The 20,920-nt window shown below is 63.4% G+C and carries 16 protein-coding genes and 1 pseudogene; 7 read left to right on the top strand and 10 right to left on the bottom strand.

Going from position 1 to position 20,920, the window contains the following annotated elements; all coding sequences use genetic code 11:
• Window positions 1–3 precede the first annotated feature (3 nt).
• Window positions 4–2,625, bottom strand: coding sequence for an ATP-binding protein (locus M511_RS19560; protein WP_176224515.1), 2,622 nt, complete (start codon window positions 2,623–2,625; stop codon window positions 4–6).
• Between the two features lie 244 nt (window positions 2,626–2,869).
• Between M511_RS19560 and fmdA the strand changes: the two genes are divergently transcribed.
• From fmdA to M511_RS05285, 3 genes are all read left to right on the top strand, one after another.
• Window positions 2,870–4,096, top strand: coding sequence for a formamidase (gene fmdA / locus M511_RS05295; protein ID WP_085501567.1), 1,227 nt, complete (start codon window positions 2,870–2,872; stop codon window positions 4,094–4,096).
• A 72-nt stretch (window positions 4,097–4,168) separates the two neighbouring features.
• Window positions 4,169–4,681, top strand: coding sequence for an AmiS/UreI family transporter (locus M511_RS05290; protein ID WP_085501566.1), 513 nt, complete (start codon window positions 4,169–4,171; stop codon window positions 4,679–4,681).
• Between the two features lie 12 nt (window positions 4,682–4,693).
• Window positions 4,694–4,990 carry a zinc ribbon domain-containing protein gene (locus M511_RS05285; RefSeq protein WP_217809580.1) on the top strand — a complete coding sequence of 99 codons (297 nt, stop codon included), beginning with the start codon at window positions 4,694–4,696 and terminating at the stop codon, window positions 4,988–4,990.
• Window positions 4,991–5,003: 13 nt separating this feature from the next.
• On the opposite strand, the pseudogene M511_RS19125 reads toward M511_RS05285, so the two are convergent.
• Window positions 5,004–6,131: pseudogene (locus M511_RS19125) on the bottom strand (MFS transporter).
• Window positions 6,132–6,192: 61 nt separating this feature from the next.
• Complete coding sequence (locus M511_RS05270; RefSeq protein ID WP_085501565.1) at window positions 6,193–7,704, bottom strand: FAD-dependent oxidoreductase; 1,512 nt, start codon at window positions 7,702–7,704, stop codon at window positions 6,193–6,195.
• A 62-nt stretch (window positions 7,705–7,766) separates the two neighbouring features.
• Between M511_RS05270 and M511_RS05265 the strand changes: the two genes are divergently transcribed.
• The gene (locus M511_RS05265; protein WP_227493543.1) at window positions 7,767–8,243 is read left to right on the top strand and encodes a MarR family winged helix-turn-helix transcriptional regulator; all 477 of its coding nucleotides are present in this window, start codon (window positions 7,767–7,769) and stop codon (window positions 8,241–8,243) included.
• Between the two features lie 324 nt (window positions 8,244–8,567).
• Here the strand turns inward: M511_RS05265 and M511_RS05260 are convergent, their stop codons facing one another.
• The 7 genes from M511_RS05260 to M511_RS05230 all read right to left on the bottom strand — a co-directional run bounded on the left by M511_RS05260 (window position 8,568) and on the right by M511_RS05230 (window position 15,771).
• A complete protein-coding gene (locus tag M511_RS05260; protein ID WP_085501563.1) occupies window positions 8,568–10,028 on the bottom strand; it encodes a hypothetical protein in 1,461 nt (486 codons plus the stop codon).
• Between the two features lie 71 nt (window positions 10,029–10,099).
• On the bottom strand, window positions 10,100–10,828 hold the full coding sequence (locus M511_RS05255; protein WP_217809577.1) for an ABC transporter ATP-binding protein: 729 nt from the start codon (window positions 10,826–10,828) through the stop codon (window positions 10,100–10,102).
• The gene (locus M511_RS05250; RefSeq protein WP_217809583.1) at window positions 10,812–11,528 is read right to left on the bottom strand and encodes an ABC transporter ATP-binding protein; all 717 of its coding nucleotides are present in this window, start codon (window positions 11,526–11,528) and stop codon (window positions 10,812–10,814) included. Before M511_RS05250 ends, M511_RS05255 begins: the two co-directional genes overlap by 17 nt.
• Window positions 11,512–12,474 carry a branched-chain amino acid ABC transporter permease gene (locus tag M511_RS05245; RefSeq protein WP_217809576.1) on the bottom strand — a complete coding sequence of 321 codons (963 nt, stop codon included), beginning with the start codon at window positions 12,472–12,474 and terminating at the stop codon, window positions 11,512–11,514. Before M511_RS05245 ends, M511_RS05250 begins: the two co-directional genes overlap by 17 nt.
• The gene (locus M511_RS05240) at window positions 12,471–13,346 is read right to left on the bottom strand and encodes a branched-chain amino acid ABC transporter permease (protein ID WP_085501562.1); all 876 of its coding nucleotides are present in this window, start codon (window positions 13,344–13,346) and stop codon (window positions 12,471–12,473) included. The genes M511_RS05245 and M511_RS05240 overlap by 4 nt, the downstream gene beginning before the upstream one ends.
• 65 nt (window positions 13,347–13,411) lie before the next feature.
• Window positions 13,412–14,557, bottom strand: a complete 1,146-nt coding sequence (locus M511_RS05235) for an ABC transporter substrate-binding protein (RefSeq protein WP_217809575.1) — start codon at window positions 14,555–14,557, stop codon at window positions 13,412–13,414.
• A gap of 422 nt (window positions 14,558–14,979) precedes the next feature.
• Window positions 14,980–15,771, bottom strand: coding sequence for an IclR family transcriptional regulator (locus M511_RS05230; protein ID WP_176224514.1), 792 nt, complete (start codon window positions 15,769–15,771; stop codon window positions 14,980–14,982).
• Between the two features lie 362 nt (window positions 15,772–16,133).
• Between M511_RS05230 and M511_RS05225 the strand changes: the two genes are divergently transcribed.
• Genes M511_RS05225 through M511_RS05215 form a run of 3 tightly spaced genes read left to right on the top strand, consistent with a single transcriptional unit; the run spans window position 16,134 to window position 20,918 of the window.
• Window positions 16,134–17,624, top strand: coding sequence for a class I adenylate-forming enzyme family protein (locus tag M511_RS05225; protein ID WP_176224513.1), 1,491 nt, complete (start codon window positions 16,134–16,136; stop codon window positions 17,622–17,624).
• A gap of 4 nt (window positions 17,625–17,628) precedes the next feature.
• Window positions 17,629–18,816 (top strand): acetyl-CoA C-acyltransferase, encoded by a 1,188-nt coding sequence (locus M511_RS05220; RefSeq protein WP_085501558.1) that lies wholly within the window; start codon window positions 17,629–17,631, stop codon window positions 18,814–18,816.
• Between the two features lie 8 nt (window positions 18,817–18,824).
• Window positions 18,825–20,918 carry a 3-hydroxyacyl-CoA dehydrogenase NAD-binding domain-containing protein gene (locus M511_RS05215; RefSeq protein ID WP_085501557.1) on the top strand — a complete coding sequence of 698 codons (2,094 nt, stop codon included), beginning with the start codon at window positions 18,825–18,827 and terminating at the stop codon, window positions 20,916–20,918.
• Window positions 20,919–20,920: the final 2 nt, after the last annotated feature.

The raw sequence follows: 20,920 nt of genomic DNA, 5'->3' as shown, positions 1-20,920 counted from the left end.
GCCTCATGGCTGTTCGTGGATGCTTAGCCGCATGGCCGTACCCTCGGGTCCGGTGCGGGCGATCCAGGCATCACCGCCGTGCAGTTCCGCCACCCGGCGCACCAGCGCAAGGCCCAGCCCCACGCCAGAGGCCTTGGTCGTGACCAGAGGGTCAAAGGCGCGGGCGCGGATCTCGGGTGCAAGGCCGGGGCCGTTGTCCCCGATCTCAAGGATCGTCCGCGTGCCGTCGTGAAAGGCGCGCAAGGTGACATGGGGAACCCGGCCGGGGACGGTTTCGGCGGCCTGCAACCCGTTCTCGATCAGGTTGCGGATGGCAAATTGCAGCCGCGTCGGATCGCAGCGCAGCCGCATCCCTTCAGGCACCTGCATGGTGATCTGCTGCGCGGCGGGATGTTCCGCGACCAGCCCCGCCAGCCAGTCGCGCAGATCGACCGGCACCGTCTCATGCGCGCCCTGCCGGGCGAAATCCAGCAAGATGTCGATGATGCGGCTGCAACGGGCGATGTTGCGGCGGATGCGCTGCACGTCCTCTTCGGCTTCGGGACCAAGGCCGGGGCTGCGTGACAGCACCTCGACCGAACTGGTGATGGTACCCAGCGGGTTGCGCAGTTCATGGCTGATCGTCGCCGCGACCTCGCCCACGGCGGCAAGGCGCTGGCGAACCGCCAGTTCGCGCTGGGTCGAGCCAAGCCGGCGCAGGGCGTCGATCAGATCATCCTCGGTCAGGCGGCGGCGCTCATTCGCCATCACGGCCCAAAAGGCCAGCAGCGCCAGCAAAGGGGCCGAGCCCAAAAACACATGCGTTGCCGCCTGCGGGTTCTGCAGACTGGCCGAGAGGTACCGCGCCAGCAGGTAGACCAGTCCAAGCCCCGCCATCAGCAGCGCGAAAACCGCCGCGACCTGCCAGGCGCGCTGCCCAAGGCGCGGCGGCATCCGCTGCAGGCGCAGGGCAGGGGCGGCGGGATCAACCGCGTCCGGTGCTCGCCCGCGCTTGCAAAAATCGCGGCAATGCGGCTCAAGACTGCAACACAGCGAACAGATCGGCCGCTCATAGAAGGTGCAATAGGCCATGTCGCGCGTTTCATAGCCGTGGCTGCAAATCGCGCAGTCGCAATGTGTGCGGCGGCGAAAGACATGGGGCGCGCGGGCAATAAAGCCATGCCCCTGTCGCATCAGACCCAGCCCCGTCGCCGCGATCAGGGACAGGGCAAAGGCGATGGGCGCGGACCAGGCCTGTGCCATTTGCCCGCCAAGGCCCGCGTAAAGCGCCAGCCCCACCAGTGCCCCCAGTGCCATGCCGCCGCATCCGACCGGGTTGAAATCGGGCAGATGGGCGCGCCGAAACTCGATCCGGGCCGGGCTAAGGCCCAGTGGCTTCAGCACCGCCAGATCGGCAAAGATCGCGCCCAGCCAGGCCAGTGCAAGGTTGGCATAGATGGCCAGCACCGCCTCAAGCGTGGCAAAGACCCCCATCAGCATCAGCGCGCAACTGATCGCGACATGGATCAGCAGCCAGATCAGCCGCCCCGGATGATAGCGTGCGACGCGCAGAAAGAAATTCGACTGCGCAAGCGAGCCTGCATAGGCATTGGTCACGTTGATCTTGATCTGTGCGACAAGGATGTAAACCGTCGCCACCACCAGCGCGGCGCGCGGACCAAACAAATATTCATAGGCGTGCCAGAACATGCCGATCGGCTCGGCCGCGAAATCGGGGGACATACCGTCCCCGATGGCGAGCCAGACAAGAAAGCTGCCCATCAGCACCTTGGTGCCGCCGATTAGGACCCAGCCCGGCCCGGCCATGATCAGCGCCCCCCACCAGCCAAGGCGGCTGCTGGCCTCACGCGGGGGCAGAAAGCGCAGATAGTCCACCTGTTCGCCGATTTGCAGCGTCAGTGCGCACAGGACGCCGATGGCACCACCCAGCGACAACATGGTAAAGGCGGGGCCGGGGGCATGTAGCCAGCTCTGCGCGGCATCGGGCTCGGTCCAGGCGATGGCGGCAAAGGGCAAAAGCGCCAGCACGATCCATGGCAGTTGTGTCACCACCTGAAAGCGCGAGATCGCCGTCATCCCGCGTGAGGCGATGGGCAGGATCGACAGCGCCGACAACAGATAGCCCAAAGGCAGGGGCAGGCCGAAACATACATGCAGCGCCTGTCCGATGATCACCCCTTCGAGCGCAAAGAAGATGATCGTATAGGTCGCGTAGATCAGCGAGGTGATGGCCGAGCCGATATAGCCAAAGCCCGCCCCGCGCGTCAGCAGGTCCATATCCACATTCGAGCGCGCGACGTGATAGGCAATGGGCAGGCTGGTGACAAAGATGAATGCCGAAACGATCAGCACCGCCACCACCGTCACATGCACCCCCCATGAGATGGTCAGTGCCGCCCCAATCGCCTCAAGTGCCAGAAACGAAATGCCCCCCAGCGCGGTATGGGTGATGATGCCCGGGCTCCAGCGGCGGTGGCTTGCCGGGGCGTAACGCAGGGCGTAATCCTCGATCGTCTCATCGGCGACCCAGGACTGATAGCTGCGTGGTGCGGGCTCAAGGCCCGGAAAACCGCCCGGGGCGCCGGCCGGCAGGTCCCCTTCGTCGATGGCGCTATGCCTGTTCACCGATCCTCCCCGGTTGCCTGTGCGGGCTGCCTTTGTCCCTGTGGCATCCATCAGCCTAGCGGGCTTTGCCCTGGCTGGGAATTGCCCGTGCCTTGCATGGCGCCGCGAAAGCCCGTGCCGCGCAAGCGCCGGTTACAAAGAATTACATTTCTGCCTCTTTCGGCATGAATGGCGATTACATGCGCGCCCCAGGCTAGGCGCGGAACCGGTCCCCAGAGGCCGGTCGCCAGTCAGGGAGCAAATCATGTCCAGAACCGTATTCAAGGTCGATCTTAACAAGGCCCCCGAAGAGGCCATTCAAAAGCCGCATAACCGCTGGCATCCCGATATTCCGATGGTCGAGACCTTCAAGCCCGGCGAGGTGCTGCGGGTTGAATGTTATGACTGGACCGGAGGCCAGGTTGGCAACAATGACAGCGCCAATGATATCCGCGATGCGGATCTGACGCGGGTGCATTACCTTTCCGGTCCCTTTGGGTTCGAAGGTGCCGAGCCGGGCGATCTGCTGGTGGTCGATATTCTGGATATCGGCGCGCTGCCCGAGTCGCGCTGGGGCTTTAACGGCCTGTTTGCCAAGGAAAACGGCGGCGGCTTTCTGACCGAACATTACCCCGAAGCCGTCAAGTCGATCTGGGATTTCGAGGGTATCTATACCACCTCGCGCCATATCCCCGGCGTACGCTATCCGGGCCTGATTCACCCGGGCCTGATCGGCTGTCTGCCCGATCATAAACTGTTGGCCGAGGCGAACCGGCGCGAGGCCGAGCTGATCGCGACCAACCCGACGCGTGTGCCTCCGCTGGCGAACCCGCCCCATGCCGCAACTGCGCTGATGGGTCATCTGAGTGGTGCCGCCGCGCAGCGCGCCGCCGAAGAGGCGTGGCGCACCGTTCCGCCGCGCGAACATGGCGGCAATTGCGATATCAAGAACCTGTCGCGCGGTTCCAAGGTGTATTTCCCCGTCTATGTAAAGGGCGGCGGGCTGTCGATGGGCGATATCCACTTCAGTCAGGGCGATGGCGAGATCACCTTCTGCGGCGCGATCGAAATGGCCGGCTGGATCGAGATCAAGGTCGAGATCATCAAGGACGGCATGTCCAAATACGGCGTGGTGAACCCGATCTTCCGTCCCTCGCCCATTGATCCGCATTTCGACGATTACCTGATCTTTGAGGGGATCTCGGTCGATGAACACACGGGCGAGCAATATTACCTCGACGCCCATGTCGCCTATCGTCGTGCCTGCCTTAATGCCATAGAATATCTAAAGAAATTCGGATATACAGGCGAACAGGCATATATGATCCTTGGCACCGCTCCGGTTGAGGGGCGCATTGCCGGCATCGTCGACATTCCCAACGTCTGCGCGACCCTGGCCATTCCAACGGCGATTTTCGACTTTGATATCCGGCCAAACGGCGATGGGCCGACACGCTCGGTTCCCGATGTCCCGGTCGCCAGGACCAGCTGACGGTTCCTCCCCCCAAGTCGCGCGTCCCGCAGTTCGCCGGGGCGCGCGCGAGGATCTGCAGGAGACAAGATCATGCTGCTTGGCTTTCTATTGTTCTACGTCGGCGCTGTGCTGTTTCTGAATGGCCTGTGGCTGATGGGCCGGATCGAGGACCGCGAGATCGTCGTTATCAACATCATCTCGGGCCTGGTTGCGGGCGCAGTGGTGGTGCAGGGCGCCTTTGGCCAGGGCGCGGACGGGCAAAGCGTGCGTGCGGCGGCGCTGACACTGATGTTCAGCACGACCTATTTCTGGGTCGCCTATAACCGGCTTGTCGCCGTGGACGGGCGTGGCCTTGGCTGGTTCAGCCTGTTTGTCGCCATCACCACCGTGCCGGTTTTCCTGCGCGCGGTGATGGCTGCCGGTTCCGCGACCGAGCTGTGGCTGGCCGCGAACTGGGCGATCTGGGGCGTCTTGTGGTTCATGTATTTCCTGCTGCTGGCGCTAGGCCGTCCGATCCTGCGCCAGACTGCATGGGTCACGCTGCTGGCCGGGATCCTCACCGGCTGGCTGCCCGGTTTTCTGCTGCTTGATGGATTGATGTGAGAAGGGCTTTCCATGCCGATCTATGATTTCGCCTGCTCTGAACATGGCATCTTTACCGAGCGGATGAGCTATGAGGCCAGCCGCGCCGGCGCGGCCTGCCCCTGCTGCGGTGCCCCTGCTGGTGTGCTGCCGGCGCTGCCGCAGATCAGCACCCTCTCCAGCGGGTTGCGCCGGGCCGAGCACAGGGCAGAGGCAAGCTCGTCCGAGCCGCGCGTGGTCAAGCGCAGCCATCTGCCCAGTTGCGGCTGCAACCTGTGCAAGAAAAAGGCGCCGCCCACCTCGCGGCGCTGGATGCTGGGGCAGTGCTGAAGCTGGGGGCGCGCTATTCGAACGCGCCCCCGTCCAACCCCCCCGCCAGATGCGGGGATGCGGGTTGCGGCAATGGCGGCCCCGCCAGGGGCGACGGTCGCGCCAATCCGCAACCCGTACAGCGCCTGACCGACGACAAGCCCTGCCAGCACGGGCGAGAGACATCCGCCCCTGCGATCAGCGACTGCGCTGCGCCCAATGCGACGCCCTGCCGCTTGGGCGGAACATGGCGCGACAAAGCGGCCAGATAGGTGGGTTCGGCCAGTGCATCGGCGGTGCAGACGCATAGAACCGCAAGCGCCGGGATCGTCGTCGCCAGCCCTGCGGTCGTGAAGCCCGTGCAGATCAGCGCAAAGATCATCAGCATCAGCCCGCGCCCGGTCATCAACCGGCCAAGCCATCCCGGCAGAAAGAACCGGGCAAGGATGTTGATCGCGCCATCCGCCATGACAAGATAGCTGAACTCACGCACGCCGACGGCGTGGCCGTTCCAGACGAAGGTTTCGCCCAGATAGACCGGCAATTGCGAGCTATACATGCCATAAGCGATGAAATGGCACAGGATGACCGCGATCAATACCCGGATCATCGGCGCGGCTGCGATAGTCAAGATCTGGGCGGGCTTGGGTCGCGGGCGGTCCTTGGCTGGCGCTTTACCCCCGTCTTCCAGCCGCAGCTTCGTTACCAGCGTCGGGACAAGCACCAGCCCCAGCGCAGCAAGGATCGGCGCATCGAGCGACAGGCCCGAGAGCAGACCTTACAGCCCTGCGCCCATGATCCCGCCATGGCCGGACCCGGCCATCAGATAGCCCGCCGCATCGGTGTGATCGGCGATATAGGCGGTGGAGGCCGAGACATTGCCGGCCGTCAGCCCGAACATGACCCGCGCGATCAGGACAAAGACGACGGCCGGCACAAGGGCAAGCAGCAACAGGCTGGCAGCCGCAAGGATCTGGCTGGCCATCAGCACCCGTTTGTGGCCCGGCCGGTCGGAGAGCTGGCCCACAACAGGGGCCGAGGTGAACTGCGCCACCGCCTCGGCCGCGATGACGATGCCAAGAACCAGCGGAGAGCCCCCATAGATCGCACCAGAAAGGGCAGGACCGGCAGGACGGCCGCCGTCCCCGCCGAATAGGTGCAAACGATGGCCCTGACCGGCAGCATGCGCCGCCAGTCAGGGCGCGGGGCCGGCGCTTACAGGGTTACCCACGACAACGGTTCAGGCCCATGCGGTTAAGAAATGTCTCAAGCTGCGCTGTCGCCTCGCTTACCGCGGGCAGGATCGCTGCGATATAGCCGTCAGGGCGGATCAGTGCCGCCTCGCCCTGGGCAAGCCCGTAGGCCGCGCGGACATGTCCGTCGTGATCAATCAGATCGCCCTGCGGGCCGATGTGGTGGATATGCAGCCCGGCGCGCGGGGTTGGCGCGACCCCCGTGGCCCCATGGACCAGCAGCGTCCAGTGCGGTCCGCGGAACCAGTGGAACAGCCGCGACGGCTGGCCCGCCGCGCCCATGACCGGCGCATCCGGAGCACGTTCGCCGGGCCGAAGCGTGCCCTTGCGTGGCGGCAGGTCGGGGATAAGCGCAGAGTCCGGGTAGCCGATATCAAGCTGCTGCACCTCGCGCCCGCGCCGCATCCCACCGCTTTGGCTTTCCCTAAGCAGCCGCGTGGCAAGGCCCAGCATCCCCTCGGCCACCGGTCGCCGCTCGGCCTCATAGCTGTCCAACAGCGTGTCGTCCGCCCCACCCAGCACCGCAGCCAGTTTCCAGCCCAGGTTATAGGCATCCTGTACGCTGGTGTTCAGACCCTGCCCACCGGTTGGCGGATGGATATGGGCGGCGTCTCCGGCCAGAAATACGCGCCCGCCGCGGTAATGCTCGGCCAGCCGTGCGTTCATTGCATAGGCCGAGGCCCAGTTGACGGCGGTGATGCGAATGTCCGCCCGACCAGTGCGGTCCAGAAACATCCGCTCGATCCCCTCTGCTGACAGGTCGGCCCCACCCTCGGCCGGGATCGGGGCCTGGATCTGAAAGAGGTCGGTTCCGGCCAGCGGACAGGCCATCAGCATCCGTTCCTTGTCGTCGCCGTTGAAGCGGTGCCATGCCGTGCGATCAAGCCCGGTCAGCGCCACATCCGCGACCATGGCCCGCGCGCCCAGCGTGCGGCCCGGAAAGGCAATATCAAGCGCCTGCCGCACAAAGCTGCGCCCGCCGTCCGTGCCGACCAGATAGCGAAAGCGCGCAGTCTCATCGCTTTTGGCGCTGATCAGGTCGGCAGTGACCCCGTCCGCGTCCTGCCGCAACGCAATGAGCTTGCAGCCGAATTCTGCGTGGTGACCCAGTTCCGCCAATCGCTGGCGCAGGACCGCCTCGGTCAGGAATTGCGGGACCATCAGGGCAAGGTGATAGGGCTCGGCCGGAGTCGGCTCTTGCAGCTCGACCGGGCTGATCTCGGCAAAGCTGCCATCGGGGCGGTGATCGCGTATCGGCGGATAGATCCCGCCCGCTGCGACCAGCCGGTCTAGCACGCCAAGATCCTCGAAAATCTCTTGCGTACGCGGCTGGATGCCCTTGCCGCGCGAGCCGGGGAAAGGCTGCGCCAGCTTGTCGATAAGGCGAAAGCTCACACCGCGGCGCGCAAGGTCGATGGCCAGCGTCAGGCCAGCCGCCCCCGCACCGCAGATGAGCACATCTGCGGCATATTCGTTTGCCATTTCTCTCTCCATATGTGTATTACGCACATAAATGGATGGTAAGTGCGATGTCAATAAAAAATATGCAAAATACACATATTAAGAGTCAGATCCGCAATCTGCATGAGGCGCTTGTTGATATCGCCACGCTGATGAACCAGCCCCAGCGCGATGAGGCGCTGACGCGGCAGGCCGGGATTTCGCTGGACCGGGCGCTGTTTCCGCTGCTGGTCGGGATCGAGCGGCGCGGCCCGATCGGGGTTGTCGAACTGGCCGACGGGGTGGGGCGGGACTACACGACCGTCAGCCGTCAGGTGTCGAAACTTGAAAGCCTTGGGCTGGTCGAGCGGCGGCAAAGCCCGACCGACAGGCGCGTCAACAAGGCGGTCGTGACCGCCAAGGGCAAAGAGATGACCGACAAGATCGACGCGGCCCGCGAACGTATCGCCATGGCCGCCTTTGCCAATTGGGAGCCGGGCGAGGTCGATGAGCTGGTCCGTCTGATGCGGAAATTTGCCGACGCCATGACCCATTCGATGGACGAGGCGGGCGAGGCCTGACCAACCCCGCGCCATCGCTTTGCGCGCCATCCGGTCAGGTGACCGGATTCATCTCGCATCTCGTGCGCACCTTTTGGGATATATCAAGAACCCGTGACCTCTTCATAATTCAGCCATGGAGGGAGAGATCATGGCTGAATTCGATACGGTTCTGACGGGGCGCGTCATTCTGACCGGGGATGAGCAGCCCGGCAGCTTTGTGGCGATCCGCGACGGGCGCATTGCGATGATCGACTAGCGGCTCGCCCTCGCAACAGGCGGGGCCGTGCCACCCGGCGTCGATCAGCACTGCGTCAACGGGTGTGTGGGCATCGTTCTGGCTGATCAAAGGCCCTGACTGCGCAGGATCACGACGAGCAGCGCGAACCAGCCCGACAGCAGGACATAGGCAGCCAATGCGAAACGCCCGTTCCAGCGCAGCGTGACCTCTTGCGGTGTGCGGTTGACCATATCAGCCAGCACCATTGATGAGGCGGTCAGGGGTGAGGTGTTGATCGCCAGGGCCCAGCCCGAGATCAGCGCCAGTGCCAGAACCACGGTCGGCAGCCCGGTCGCGGGTGCGGCAGCAAGCGCCGCGCCAAGGATCGTCACCGTCATGATCGGGTTCATCCCCACAAGCGCGGGCAATATGACCAGCAGCATAAAGAATGCGGGCATCAGCAAACCGCCCGGGGCATAGCCTGTCAGGGCCGCCCCCAGAACCGGGGGCGGTACCAGTGCCGAAAGCATCGTGCCGATGAACCCCGCTGACGAAAGAATTGCGATTTCGGTCCGGTAGCGGGGAAAGACGCGGGCGCCTTCGCGCACAAGGCGCCTGCCGACCAGCCGTCCTCCGGTAACGGGGCGGAAATGGCGGTATTGCCAGCCAAGCCACGCCATGCCGGCAAGGGGCAGGGCGACCAGAACCGCGCGGTTCAGGGGCAGGCTGGCGGTGGTTTCAATAACGACTGCCAGCCCAAAGACCGACAGGACCAGCGTCACCAGCCCAACCAAGGCCGCAGGATCGCGATGGCCTCTGGCCGGAGGGACCAGATGCGCCAGATGCCGGGGTGCGGTGATCCGGTCGATCACCCAGCCGAATGTCAGCAGGATCGCGGCGGTGGTCAGGCCCAGCAAAAGCAGCTGGACCCATTCCAGACCGGGCAGGACCGACAAAAGCACCGCCATGGCGATGGATAGCGGAGAGGCGAGCGGCGTTGCCGAAAACCCCCGCAGCAGCGCCAGAAGCATCCTCCGTTCCCGAACCTGCCGCAATTCATCATTGCCGCCCGCCGCAGCCAGCGAATTGCGCTGCCGGATCATCAGGCCCAACAGGCTTAACACGCCAAGGTTCAGGATAATGCCGAAAAGATAGCCGCCGATGGTCAGCAGGCCGTAACGGCGCGCCGGGGGCTGGTCGATGAAAAAGGACGCGCAGCGCCGCACAAGAACCGAGCTGCGGGCCGGTTCTCGCAAAAAGAACTGGTTGGCAAAGAAGGTGGCAAAGAATGCGCCCTGATCCAGCGCCTGCCCCGCTGCCCTTAGCTCGGCCCCGGCGGCGATTGCCGCGATGGTGAGCATACCCGCTATGGCAAGCATCACCCGGCCATTGCGCTGGATGCCGGGCCATTCCAGCAGCAGATATGCGACAAGCAGCCCGCGTGAAAGGTTGCGCAGCACCACCGAGGGAAAAAGCACCTCGGTCAGAACCGAAAAGATCAGCGTGATCAGGATGATGGCGCTGACCCTGCCCCGGTCGGGGGGGCGGCGGGTCCGGGTCGGACGGGGTCGGACGTCAGCAACCATCAGGCCCGTCCTTCAGGCGCTGCATGAAACCTCTATCCACATAGGCTCCTTTGATCGCGGGCTCAGGCGTCCTACCGGTTGGCTGCGACGTCACGGGCGAAATAGAGATCGTGCAGCCGGTCCATGTCCACATCCTCTTTCCGTTCGGAGAGCACGACCTTGCCGCCACGGACCAGATAGACATGATCGGCGATTTTCAGTGCCTTATGGGTGTTTTGCTCGACCAGAATGATGGTACGGCCCTGCGCCTTAAGCTGTTCAAGGATCGCCATGACCTCATCGGTCAGAAGCGGAGAGAGGCCCAGAGAGGGCTCATCGACAAGGATCAGCTTTGGTTCCTCCATCAATCCGCGGCCCATGGCAAGCATCTGCGCCTCTCCGCCCGAAAGCGAGCTGGCAAGCTGGTGCCGGCGCTCTTTCAGGCGGGGGAAGGTGCTGTAGGCCATCTCAAGATTGGCCCGCGCGTTTGCCCGGCAGCGCCGGGTAAAGCCGCCGATCAGCAGATTGTCCTCGACCGTCATGTCGCGAAAGATCATCCGGCCTTCGGGGATCATGGTCAGCCCATCCGCGACCAGATTCCATGTCGGCACATTCGAGATGTCCTTGCCCCCGAACCGGATTGCGCCCTGACGCAGCGGGATCAGCCCCATGATCGCCCGCATCAGCGTGGTCTTACCACCGCCGTTCGGGCCAAGAATGCAGGTCAGCTTGCCCTCTTCGGCTGTCAGCGAGATGTCCCACAGCACGTTGATCGCGTCATAACCGGCCCGGACCTTGTCGATTTCAAGCAGTTTCGCCACCGGTATAACTCCTGATCACTTCGGGGTTGCGGAAGACTTCTTCCGGGCTGCCATCGGCGATGAGCTTGCCAAAGTTCAGCACAAGGACGCGCTGGCAGGTGTTCGAGATGGTCTCGATATCATGTTCGACCATCAGCAGCGCGACGCCGAACCTTTGGCGCGCGTCGTCCAGCGTCTGCATGAAGGCGCGTTTGCCGTTCGTTTCCAGCCCGGCCAGCACCTCGTCCAGCATCAGCATCCGGGGGTTGGTGGCCAGGGCCTTGCCGACCTCCAGCGCCTTTTGTTCGGTCAGGGCCAGCGAACTGGCGGCGTCGCGGTTGGCCTTGTGACCCAGCCGGGTCAGATCAAGGATTTCGTCGATCTTTCCGGGGTTGCTGTGTCCGGTGCCGAAATGCTGTGCGACGATCAGGTTTTCCCGTACCGTCAGCTCATGCATGGGCTGTGGCACCTGAAAGGCGCGGCCGATCCCGATCCGCGCACGCTTGTGGATCGGGATGCCGGTCAGGTCATGGCCGCAGAAGGTCATCTTGCCCTTGCTGGGCCGGACCAGACCCGAGATCGCGTTGAACAGGGTCGTTTTTCCTGCGCCGTTCGGCCCGACCAGTCCCAGCACCTCATGCTCGGAGACCGAGAAACTGACATCCGAGACTGCCACGAGGCCGCCGAAGGCCACCGTCACATGATCAAGGGTGAGCAGCATCGCCGGCCTCCTTCCTGAAGCGACTGGCCAGCCAGGGCAACAGCCCGCTGGGCGAGAAGATGACAATGGCCGCAAGCAGGCCGCCAAGGATAAGCTGGTGACCCGAGGGCATGATCGCCTTGAAGACGAATTGATCGACCAGATAGACGATCAAAGCGCCGGCGACAGGCCCCCACAGCGTCTTGTAGCCGCCAAAGATCGCCGCAACGATGGCAAGCGTCGTCCAGCTGCCGTTGAAGGCGTAATCGGGTTCAAGAAAGTTGATGTAATGGGCGTTAAACGCCCCCATGATCCCGGTCAGAAAGGCCGAGACGACCAGAACCGCCGCCTTGAGACGGGTCGCGTTGACCCCGACCACCAGCGTCGCATCCTCACTGTCATGCATGGCGCGCAGGGCCAGCCCTTCGGGGCGGTTACGGATCAGCCAATAGACAAATACGGTCAGCAGGACCAGGGTCAGGACGACGAAATATCCCCCCAGACGCGAGCCAAAGTCGAAGCCAAATACCGTCTGCAGGCGCGGGATCGACAAAAGCCCGCCCGAACCGTTGGTCAGCCAGCGCATCTCGATCGCGAGAATGCGAAAGATCTCGGCAAAAGCCAGCATGGCAAGCGCGAAATAGGGCCCGCGCAGGCGCAGCGTCGGCATGGTCAGGATCGAGACGACCCCGGCGATGACACCCCCCGCAAGGATCGAGGGAAAGACCGGCAGCCCCGCGTTCATCGCAAGCAGGGCCGAACCGTAAGCGCCGACCCCGAAGAAAGCCGAGTGACCAAATGAGATCATGCCGCCAAGGTTGCCAAGCATGGCCCATGCCACGGCGATGCCGGCGATGGTCAGGGCCGAGACGACGATGCCGATGACGTAATCGTTGCCGCCAAACTGCAGAGGAACGGCCAGATAAGCACCGGCCAGAATAATGATCAGGGAAAGATATTTCATCATCCACGCCTCCTGGTGCGGCCAAACAGGCCCGAGGGCATGACCAGCAGTACGATCAGGAACAACAGCATCGAGACGAGGCCCTGCAACGCCGAGGACCACAGCGTCGCGGTCAGGCTTTCGGCGACCCCGATCAGCACGGCGCCGATCAGCACGCCCGGGACCGACCCCAGACCGGCGAGTACGGTGATGATGAAAGCCTTGATGGTCAGCGAATGACCCAGCGAAGGTTCGATCACCTTGCCGCTGTAAAGCGCAATCCCTGCAATCGACGCCAGCAGGCCGGCGACGGCAAAGGAAAGGATTTCTGTCGTGCGTGGGTCGATGCCCATCAGTTTTGCCGCGTCTCGGTTGGACGAGACGGCGCGCAGCGCCCGGCCATACCAGCTTTTGGACAGCCACCACCATACCGCGCCCACGACGAGCACGCCGATGACCGCAAACAGGATCTCGGTGTTCATGGCAAACAGCGTGTCGCCGATGATGATCGAGTCGAGATACCAGCCGGAGGTTGTCGAACGGATATCAGCCGACCAGATCATCAGGATGCCGTTTGTCAGCATGATCGCGATGCCAAAGGTCAGGATCAGTGAGTTGATCTCGCGGTCGACCCGAATTCTGGTGAGCAGCAGATAGATGATCACGCTGGTCAGCGCGACGATGATGATCGCGGCCGGCAGTGCGGCCAGCGGGTCAAGACCAAAGCGGCTTTCAGCGGTATAGGCGATATAGCCCGCCAGCAGGACCAGTTCGCCATGGGCAAGGTTGATGATGCGCATGGTCCCAAAGACCAGCGCCAGCCCCAGGGCGATCAGTGCGTAATAGGCACCGGCCAACAGCCCCGAGAACACGGATTGTGCGACGAGATCGAACATTCAGCATTTCCTGGAATTGAAAGGGCCGCGCCGCCGCAAGCCAGGGGGCGGCGCGCTGCGGATGCTTACCAGGGGACAGCAGGGAATCTTGCCTCGGCGGTGGCACTTTCCTTGGGCCAGACAATGGCGACAGCGCCGTCCTGATGCTGTGCCATCCGGTGGGCGAAGTTGGTATTGTCACCGGATTCGTCAAAAATGACCTTGCCGATCAGCGTGTCATGTTCGGTCTTGCGCAGGGCATCCTGTACACCGCCGCTGTTCAGCGTCCCGGCGTCATAGGCCTCTGCCACGGCGTTGAACAGCAAAAGCCCCTGCACATAGCCAAAGATGCCAAGGTAGTCGGGCTCTTTGTTGTGCATTTCCTTATAGGCCTCGGCAAAGGTCTGCTCTTCGGGCGTGTTGAACTGCGCCGGATAGGGCAGGGGGGCGGTGCCATAGACGTTGTTCATCAGGTCGGGAAAGTCCTGCCACATCTTGGGTGTCGCCAGGGACCAGGTGCCCATGATGGCCTTGGCATCGGGTTTCAGCACCTTGGCGGCGCGGATGATGCCGACATAGTCGTTTTCATAGCCGACCATCGCAATCGCCTCGGGGCTATCCTGCAGCTTGATCTTGTGCAGCACCGGCTTGAAATCGGCGATGGAGGGATCAAAGGGATGCAGCGTCACCTTTTTGCCCTCGGCGGTCCAGATCTCTTCCAGCAGCTTGGCCACCTCTGCGGTGGATTCGCGCGTCGAATAGATCAGCGAAAAGGATTGCAGGTCCAGCGTATCGGACAGACCGGCAAGCGCCTTGGCATAGCCCGTGGCGTTGCTGATGCGGAAAAAGGTTTTAAGGCCGCGCTGGGACAGTTCGGTCGCGACGCCGCCCGAGGTCATATAGACCTTGCCCAGCCGCTCGGCCGCGTCCGAGGCCGGGCCGATGATGTTTGAGCCATATCCGCCGGTAAAGGCCAGCGCGCCCTGAGCATTCAGCTGCTCGATGGCGGCCACCGCTTTGGCAGGCTGGCTTTCGTCGTCGATGGTGATGACCTTGACGGTGTGCTTGCCATTCGTCTCGTTAAAGACCTTGGCGGCGACCTGGATACCTTCGTTCATGCCCATGCCGGCCCGGGCGGCGCTGCCTGTCAGCGGAATTTGCGATCCGATGATCAGCTCATCGGCATTTGCAGCGCCCAGCCCAAGCGTCAGTGCCAGGACTGAAGATATCATTCTTGCAATCATCTGATCCTCCTCACCTATTTCCTGATTAGACGCATACCTGTGGAAGCCGGCACCCGCAGGCTGCCTGTCAGCTTCGTCCGTATGCGTTCGATTGGCAGCGCGGTCCCCACAGCGCTGCACTGCATCAGCGGTAAACCCTCCTATGGGGCGCTGGCGCAGGGCGGTCAGCCCGTCTGGTCAGCAGCCTCCGAATGCTGATGCAGCCTTCTGTCATCGGCATCGCACGGGTGAGAGAGCTTGTCAATAATAATGAACCATCATTTCGCAATGCGAACGAGATAGAATATTCGACTGATGGAGGACGAAACCGCTTTTGACCCCGCGGCGATATGAATTTTCCCGCCCCGGGCCGCGCATCTGGCCGGGTTGTGCTTTCGCGCGGGTGTGATACGGGTTCGCTTCTGCGAACGTCAGGTTCGACTGACGCTGGCCACGACATCGAGCAGGCGGGGGCCATAATGTTCGTGCAGCTCTTCGGGTGAGACGAGGAATGACGGTCCCCCGGTATTGACGCCATAGACCGTGGTGCCGTCGATTGAACGCAGCGGTGCGGCGATGCCGTTGATTTCAGGGCGCCAGCCGCCAAAGCTGGTGCAATAGCCGTAAGTCTCAAAATCCCGCAGCGCATCGCGGACGCCTTCTTCCATGCGCTGGCGCTGACCGGGAAATTCGCGGATGCCCTGTGCCAGGATTTCCTCACGCTCATCCGCTGTCACGCTGGCAAGCATCGCGCGTCCGATGGCCGAGTAGAACAGCGGCAGCCGCGCGCCAACCTCCATCGAAAGCGATACTGCCTGATGTGAGCGACGGGCGGCCAGAATGATGGCGCGGGTACCGGCCCGTTCACCCAGGGATACGGTGACATAGGGGTTCGGCCCCATGGACAGCGCCTCCATCTCGGCTGAGAATCGCTCGGAAATGCTGGTCGCGGCCAGCACGCTGAAGCCCAGCTGCAGCACCCTGGGGCTAAGCCGGTATTCGCCGCTATTGTTGTCGCGGATCAGGTGGCCGGTCCGGGTCAGCGTATAAGTCAGCCGCGAGACGGTCGGCCGCGCCAGTCCGGTGCGACGCGTGATTTCGTGATTCGACAGGAATCGGTCCCCCGGCTTAAAGCAGCCCAGGATGTCCAGGCCGCGGGCAAGGGCGGTGACGAACTGACGGTCCCCGGATTCGGTGTCATCTTGCATCAGATCTTCGGTCATGAATCCTGTCACAGGCTGAATGATTGATCTGCTGATCATCTCGAAGACCGGCTATTCAAACAAGGCCTTTCGCAAAGCAAACGGCTATTTCGCAAAATTTATACTGCGCTGACGTCCTGACCGGCATCCCTGCTGATCGGGCAGTGGCGTACGAAAGTCACGTGATAGGGGCTTGACGCGACGCATTTTGGATGAATACTGCTCGCTATGCGAAACAATGGTTCGCAAATTTGATCAATCCAATTGCCTCAAGGCGGGTGTCTTTGCGGCGATGCGGGCCGGAAAGGGGAATCCGGCGTGGGGTGCAGGTGGCTGGCCACCGCTGCCCGGCTCACATGACGGATCGCAGACAGGGGGAGACCGTGAGGCGTATCCATGAATTGCTGCAAAAGGGGGATCCGTCGCATGTCGCGATCACCGATCACGACGGCGTGGATTACACCTATGCCGATCTGTCCCGTCTGGTCGAGGATATGGCCGCGCGCCTTTCCGGCTATGGGATACGCCCCGGTGACCGCGTCATGCTGCTTAGCGAGAACAGTGTCACCTATCTTGCCGCCACGCTGGCCCTGGGGCGGCTGGATGCGTGGACGCTGCTTGCCAATGCGCGGCTGACAGCGGCCGAGGTCGACCGGCTTGCCCAGGTCGCCGATATCCGCTGCACGATCTACACCCCAGAGGTTTCCCCCGCCGCGCGCGGCCATGCCGCGCGGATGGGGGGTATTTCGCTGGGTCGGCTGGATTGTGGCGAACTGCTGGTTTCACCTCTGCGCGATGCCGTGCCCGAACCAGTTGAGGAAGGTCCGGGGCAAACCGCGATCCTGATCTATACCAGCGGCACGGTGGGCGAGCCCAAGGGGGTGATGCTAAGCCATGGAAACCTGCTGTTCACGGCCCAGACCTCATCCACGCTGCGCCGCATCTCGGATGGGGATGTCACCTTGGCGCTGCTGCCCGGCACCCATATCTTTGGGCTGACCTCGGTTTTCCTTGCGGCGCTGTCAAAGGGGTCGCGCATCATTGCCATGCCGCGCTTTGATGCGGATACGGTGCTGGAATGCCTGCGCGAGGATGTGACGATCCTGCCCGCAGTGCCACAGGTTTTTGCTGCCTTGCTGCGCCGGCTTTCGGAACTGGGCGTCGAGCGGCTCGAACATCGCAGGCTGCGCTATATCTATGCGGGCGGAGCGCCATTGGATCTGGGTATCAAGCAGCGGGTCGAACGGGTCTTTGGCTTGCCGCTGCACAACGGCTATGGCCAGACCGAGGCCTCGCCCGGTATCGCCACCACGCGGATCGAAAGCCCGCGCAGCGACACTTCGGTCGGGCTGGCCGCACCGGGGACCGAGGTGCGCGTCCATGATCCGAATGAACATGGCGTGGGCGAGCTTTGGGTGCGCGGCCCCAACGTGATGAAGGGCTATTACCGCAACCCCGAGGCCACCCGCACAACGCTGACCGGGGATGGTTTTCTGCGCACGGGTGATCTTGCCCGTCAGGACCCCGACGGGGCGATCCATATCGTCGGGCGGCTGAAAGAGCTGATCGTCCATTCCGGCTTTAACGTCTATCCGCCCGAGGTCGAGGCGGTGCTGAGCCTGCACCCCGCGGTTTCCCTTAGCGCGGTGGTTGGCCGGGCGCGTGACGGTGATGAGGATGTGATCGCCTTTGTCACCACTCAATCCGAAGTGACCGAGGCCGAACTGCGCAACTGGCTGCGTGAACGGCTGGCGCCCTACAAGGTGCCTGCGCGCATCGTCATCGCCGACGCCGTACCGCAGGCCGTGACCGGAAAGATATTGAAAAGCAAGCTGCTGGACCATTTCCGCGACCAGCTTGAACAGAAGGAATAGCTTGATGCTGCAGGGTTATATTTATGACGGGCTGCGCAGTCCGTTCGGTCGTCATGCCGGCGCGCTTTCGGCGATCCGGCCAGATGATCTGGCGGCGCAGGTGATCCGGGCGCTTGTTGCACGTTCGGACCTGCCGGTCGGGCAGATCGAGGATGTCATTCTGGGCAACGTCTGCCAGTCGGGTGAAGACAGCCGTAACGTGGCGCGTTTCGTCGGCTTGCTGTCGGGCATCCGGACAGAGGCCGGGGGGCTGACGGTGAACCGGCTTTGCGGCTCGGGGATGGCGGCGGCGCTTGATGCTGCGCGTTCGATTACTTTGGGCGAGGCCGGGCTTTACGTCGCGGGCGGTACCGAAAGCATGACCCGCGCCCCCTTTATTCTGGGCAAGGCACCCGCGCCCTGGCATCGCCAGCAGCCGATATTTGACTCTACCATCGGTTCGCGCTTTCCGAACCCGGAATTTGCCGCGCAATTCGGCGATCACAGCATGCCGCAGACCGCCGACAACCTGGCCGCCGAATACGGGATCAGCCGCGAGGAGTGCGATACCTTTGCCTATGGCAGCCAGCAGAAATTTGAGGCTGCCCGTGCCGAAGGCTTCTTTCGTGATGAGATCCAGCCGATCGAGATTGCAGGGCGCAAGGGTGTGACGGTGGTGGATGCGGACGAGCATCCCCGGCCCGAGACGACACAGGAAAAGATGGCGGCGTTGAAGCCCCTGTTTGCGGGCGGCGTCGTGACCGCCGCCAATGCCTCGGGCGTCAATGACGGGGCGGCGGCGCTGATGATCGGCGCGCGCGATCTGGGACCCAAGCCGCGTGCGCGCATCGTTTCCGGCGCTATCGCAGGTGTGCCGCCCCGCATCATGGGGATCGGTCCCGCCTTTGCGGTGCCAAAGGCGCTTGAGCGTGCGGGCCTGACCATGAAGGACATGGACCTGATCGAGATCAACGAGGCCTTTGCCAGCCAGGTGCTGGCCTGCTGCCGCCAGCTCGACCTTGATCCCTCTGACAGCCGGCTGAACCCCAATGGCGGCGCGATTGCGGTCGGGCATCCGCTGGGTGCCTCGGGCGGGCGGATCATCCTGACCGCGATGCGCCAGCTTGAGCGGACGGGCGGCCGCTATGCCTGTCTGTCCATGTGCATCGGGGTCGGGCAGGGCATCGCCATGGTCATCGAGCGCGTGAGCTGACGGAGGGGATGATGACCAAGGCAGGTAATGATCCCGTCTCTGTCAGCATCGAAAACGGCGTCGGCCTGATCGGGCTGGATAACCCGCCGGTCAACGCGTTGGGTGCGGCGCTGCGCAAGGGTCTTTCGGATGCAGTCGCGGCGCTGAACAATGACCCGGCGGTGCGTGTGATCTCGGTTTACGGAACCGGCCGGTGTCTTTCGGCAGGGGCGGATATCCGGGAATTTGGCAAACCTCCGCAAGAGCCGCGCCTGCCCGATGTGCTGGACCAGATCGAGGCCAGCGCCAAGCCGGTGATCGCCGTGGTCCATGGCACGACGCTTGGCGGTGGGCTTGAGCTGGCGCTTGCCTGCCATGCCCGTATCGGCCTGCCCGGTGCGCAGCTTGGCCTGCCCGAGGTGACGCTGGGCATCCTGCCCGGCGCAGGGGGCACGCAGCGCCTGCCCCGTCTGATCGGCCTGCAAGAAGCTGTCGATATCATCTCTTCGGGCCGCCGGGTCGGCACGGATGAGGCCGCGGCTTTGGGCATTCTCGACCGGACCGACACCCGCTCTCCGCGTGAAGCGGCGCTTGCCGCCGCGACCGGGGTGGCCCGGGGCGGGATGCCTACCCGCCGCACCGGTCAGATCGTGGCGCGGATCGACCCTGAACTAATCCGGCAGGCCATTGAGAAATTGCAGCGCAAGCGCCCGGCGCTGGCCGCGCCGATCAAGGCGGTCGAGGCCATTGCACATGCCGAAAAACCCATCGCCGAGGGTCTTAAGGCCGAACGTGCGCTGTTTTTGGAACTGATGGACAGTCCCGACCGGCAGGGGCTGATCCATGCCTTTGATGCCGAGCGCGTGGCGCGGCATTTCCCCGAGACCTCGGCCACCCCGCGTCCTGTCGGACAGGTCGGGGTGATCGGTGGCGGCACCATGGGTTCGGGCATTGCCACCGCGCTTTTGCAGGCGGGTATTCCCGTCATCCTGGTTGAAACCGCGGCCGCCCGTGCCGAGGCGGCACGGGCGGCGGTGGCGGGCAATCTCGATAATGCGGTCAGGCGCGGCAAGGTCAGTGCGACCGCGCGCGACGCTCAGCTTGCGATGCTGACCGTCACGGCGGACCTTGAGGGGCTGGCGGATGTCGATATGGTCATCGAGGCGGTTTATGAGGATATGGCGGTCAAGACCGGGATCTTTGGTCGGCTTGACCAGATCTGCAAGCCGGGCGCGGTCCTTGGTACCAACACCTCTTATCTGGATGTGAACGCCATTGCGGCGGCGACCTCGCGCCCGCAGGATGTGATCGGGCTGCATTTCTTTTCGCCCGCCCATGTGATGCGGCTTCTTGAGGTCGTGGTTGCGGATAAAACCGTGCCCGAGGTGGTGGCGACCGCTTTGGCGCTGGCGGGCCGGATGAAAAAGGTGGCCGTACGCTCGGGCGTTTGTGACGGGTTCATCGGCAACCGCATCCTTGCGCATTACCGCAAGGCGGCGGATTACATGTTGCTCGACGGTGCCTCATTCCAGCAAATCGACCGCGCGCTTGAGGATTTTGGCTTTGCCATGGGTCCCTTTGCCGTTGGCGATCTTGCCGGGCTGGACATCGGCTGGGCGACGCGCAAGCGCAAGGCGGCGACCCGGCCCGTCAAAGAACGCTATGTCGCGGTTGCGGATCGCATTTGCGAACGGGGCTGGTTCGGACGCAAGACCGGTCGCGGCTACTACCTTTACGGCGATGACAAAACGCGTGAGCCCAACCCCGAGGTCGCGGCGATGATCGAGGCCGAGCGGGCGGATAAGGGCATCACCCCCCGGGCCTTTTCCGATGATGAGATCGTTTCCCGCTATATGACGGCGATGATTTCAGAGGCGGCCCGGGTCGTCAAAGAGGGGATCGCGCTACGTCCCATTGATGTCGATGCGGTTTTCCTGTTCGGCTATGGCTTTCCGCGCCATCTGGGTGGGCCGCTGAACTATGCCGACCGGATCGGCGCGGCGGCGCTGATCGAACGGATCGAGACCTATGCAGCGGAGGATGCCTATTACTGGCAGGTCCCTGCGCTTTTGCGCGAACTCGCCCACAGCGGGCGCAGCTTTGCCGATCTGAACAAGGAGTAAGC

Origin of the sequence: Paracoccus sp. J56 (assembly GCF_019633685.1) — a bacterium.
In the GTDB taxonomy this organism is placed as follows: Bacteria; Pseudomonadota; Alphaproteobacteria; order Rhodobacterales; family Rhodobacteraceae; genus Paracoccus; species Paracoccus kondratievae.
The sequence above is the reverse complement of the archived record's forward strand: the minus strand, read 5'-3'. Positions and strand labels throughout refer to the sequence as shown.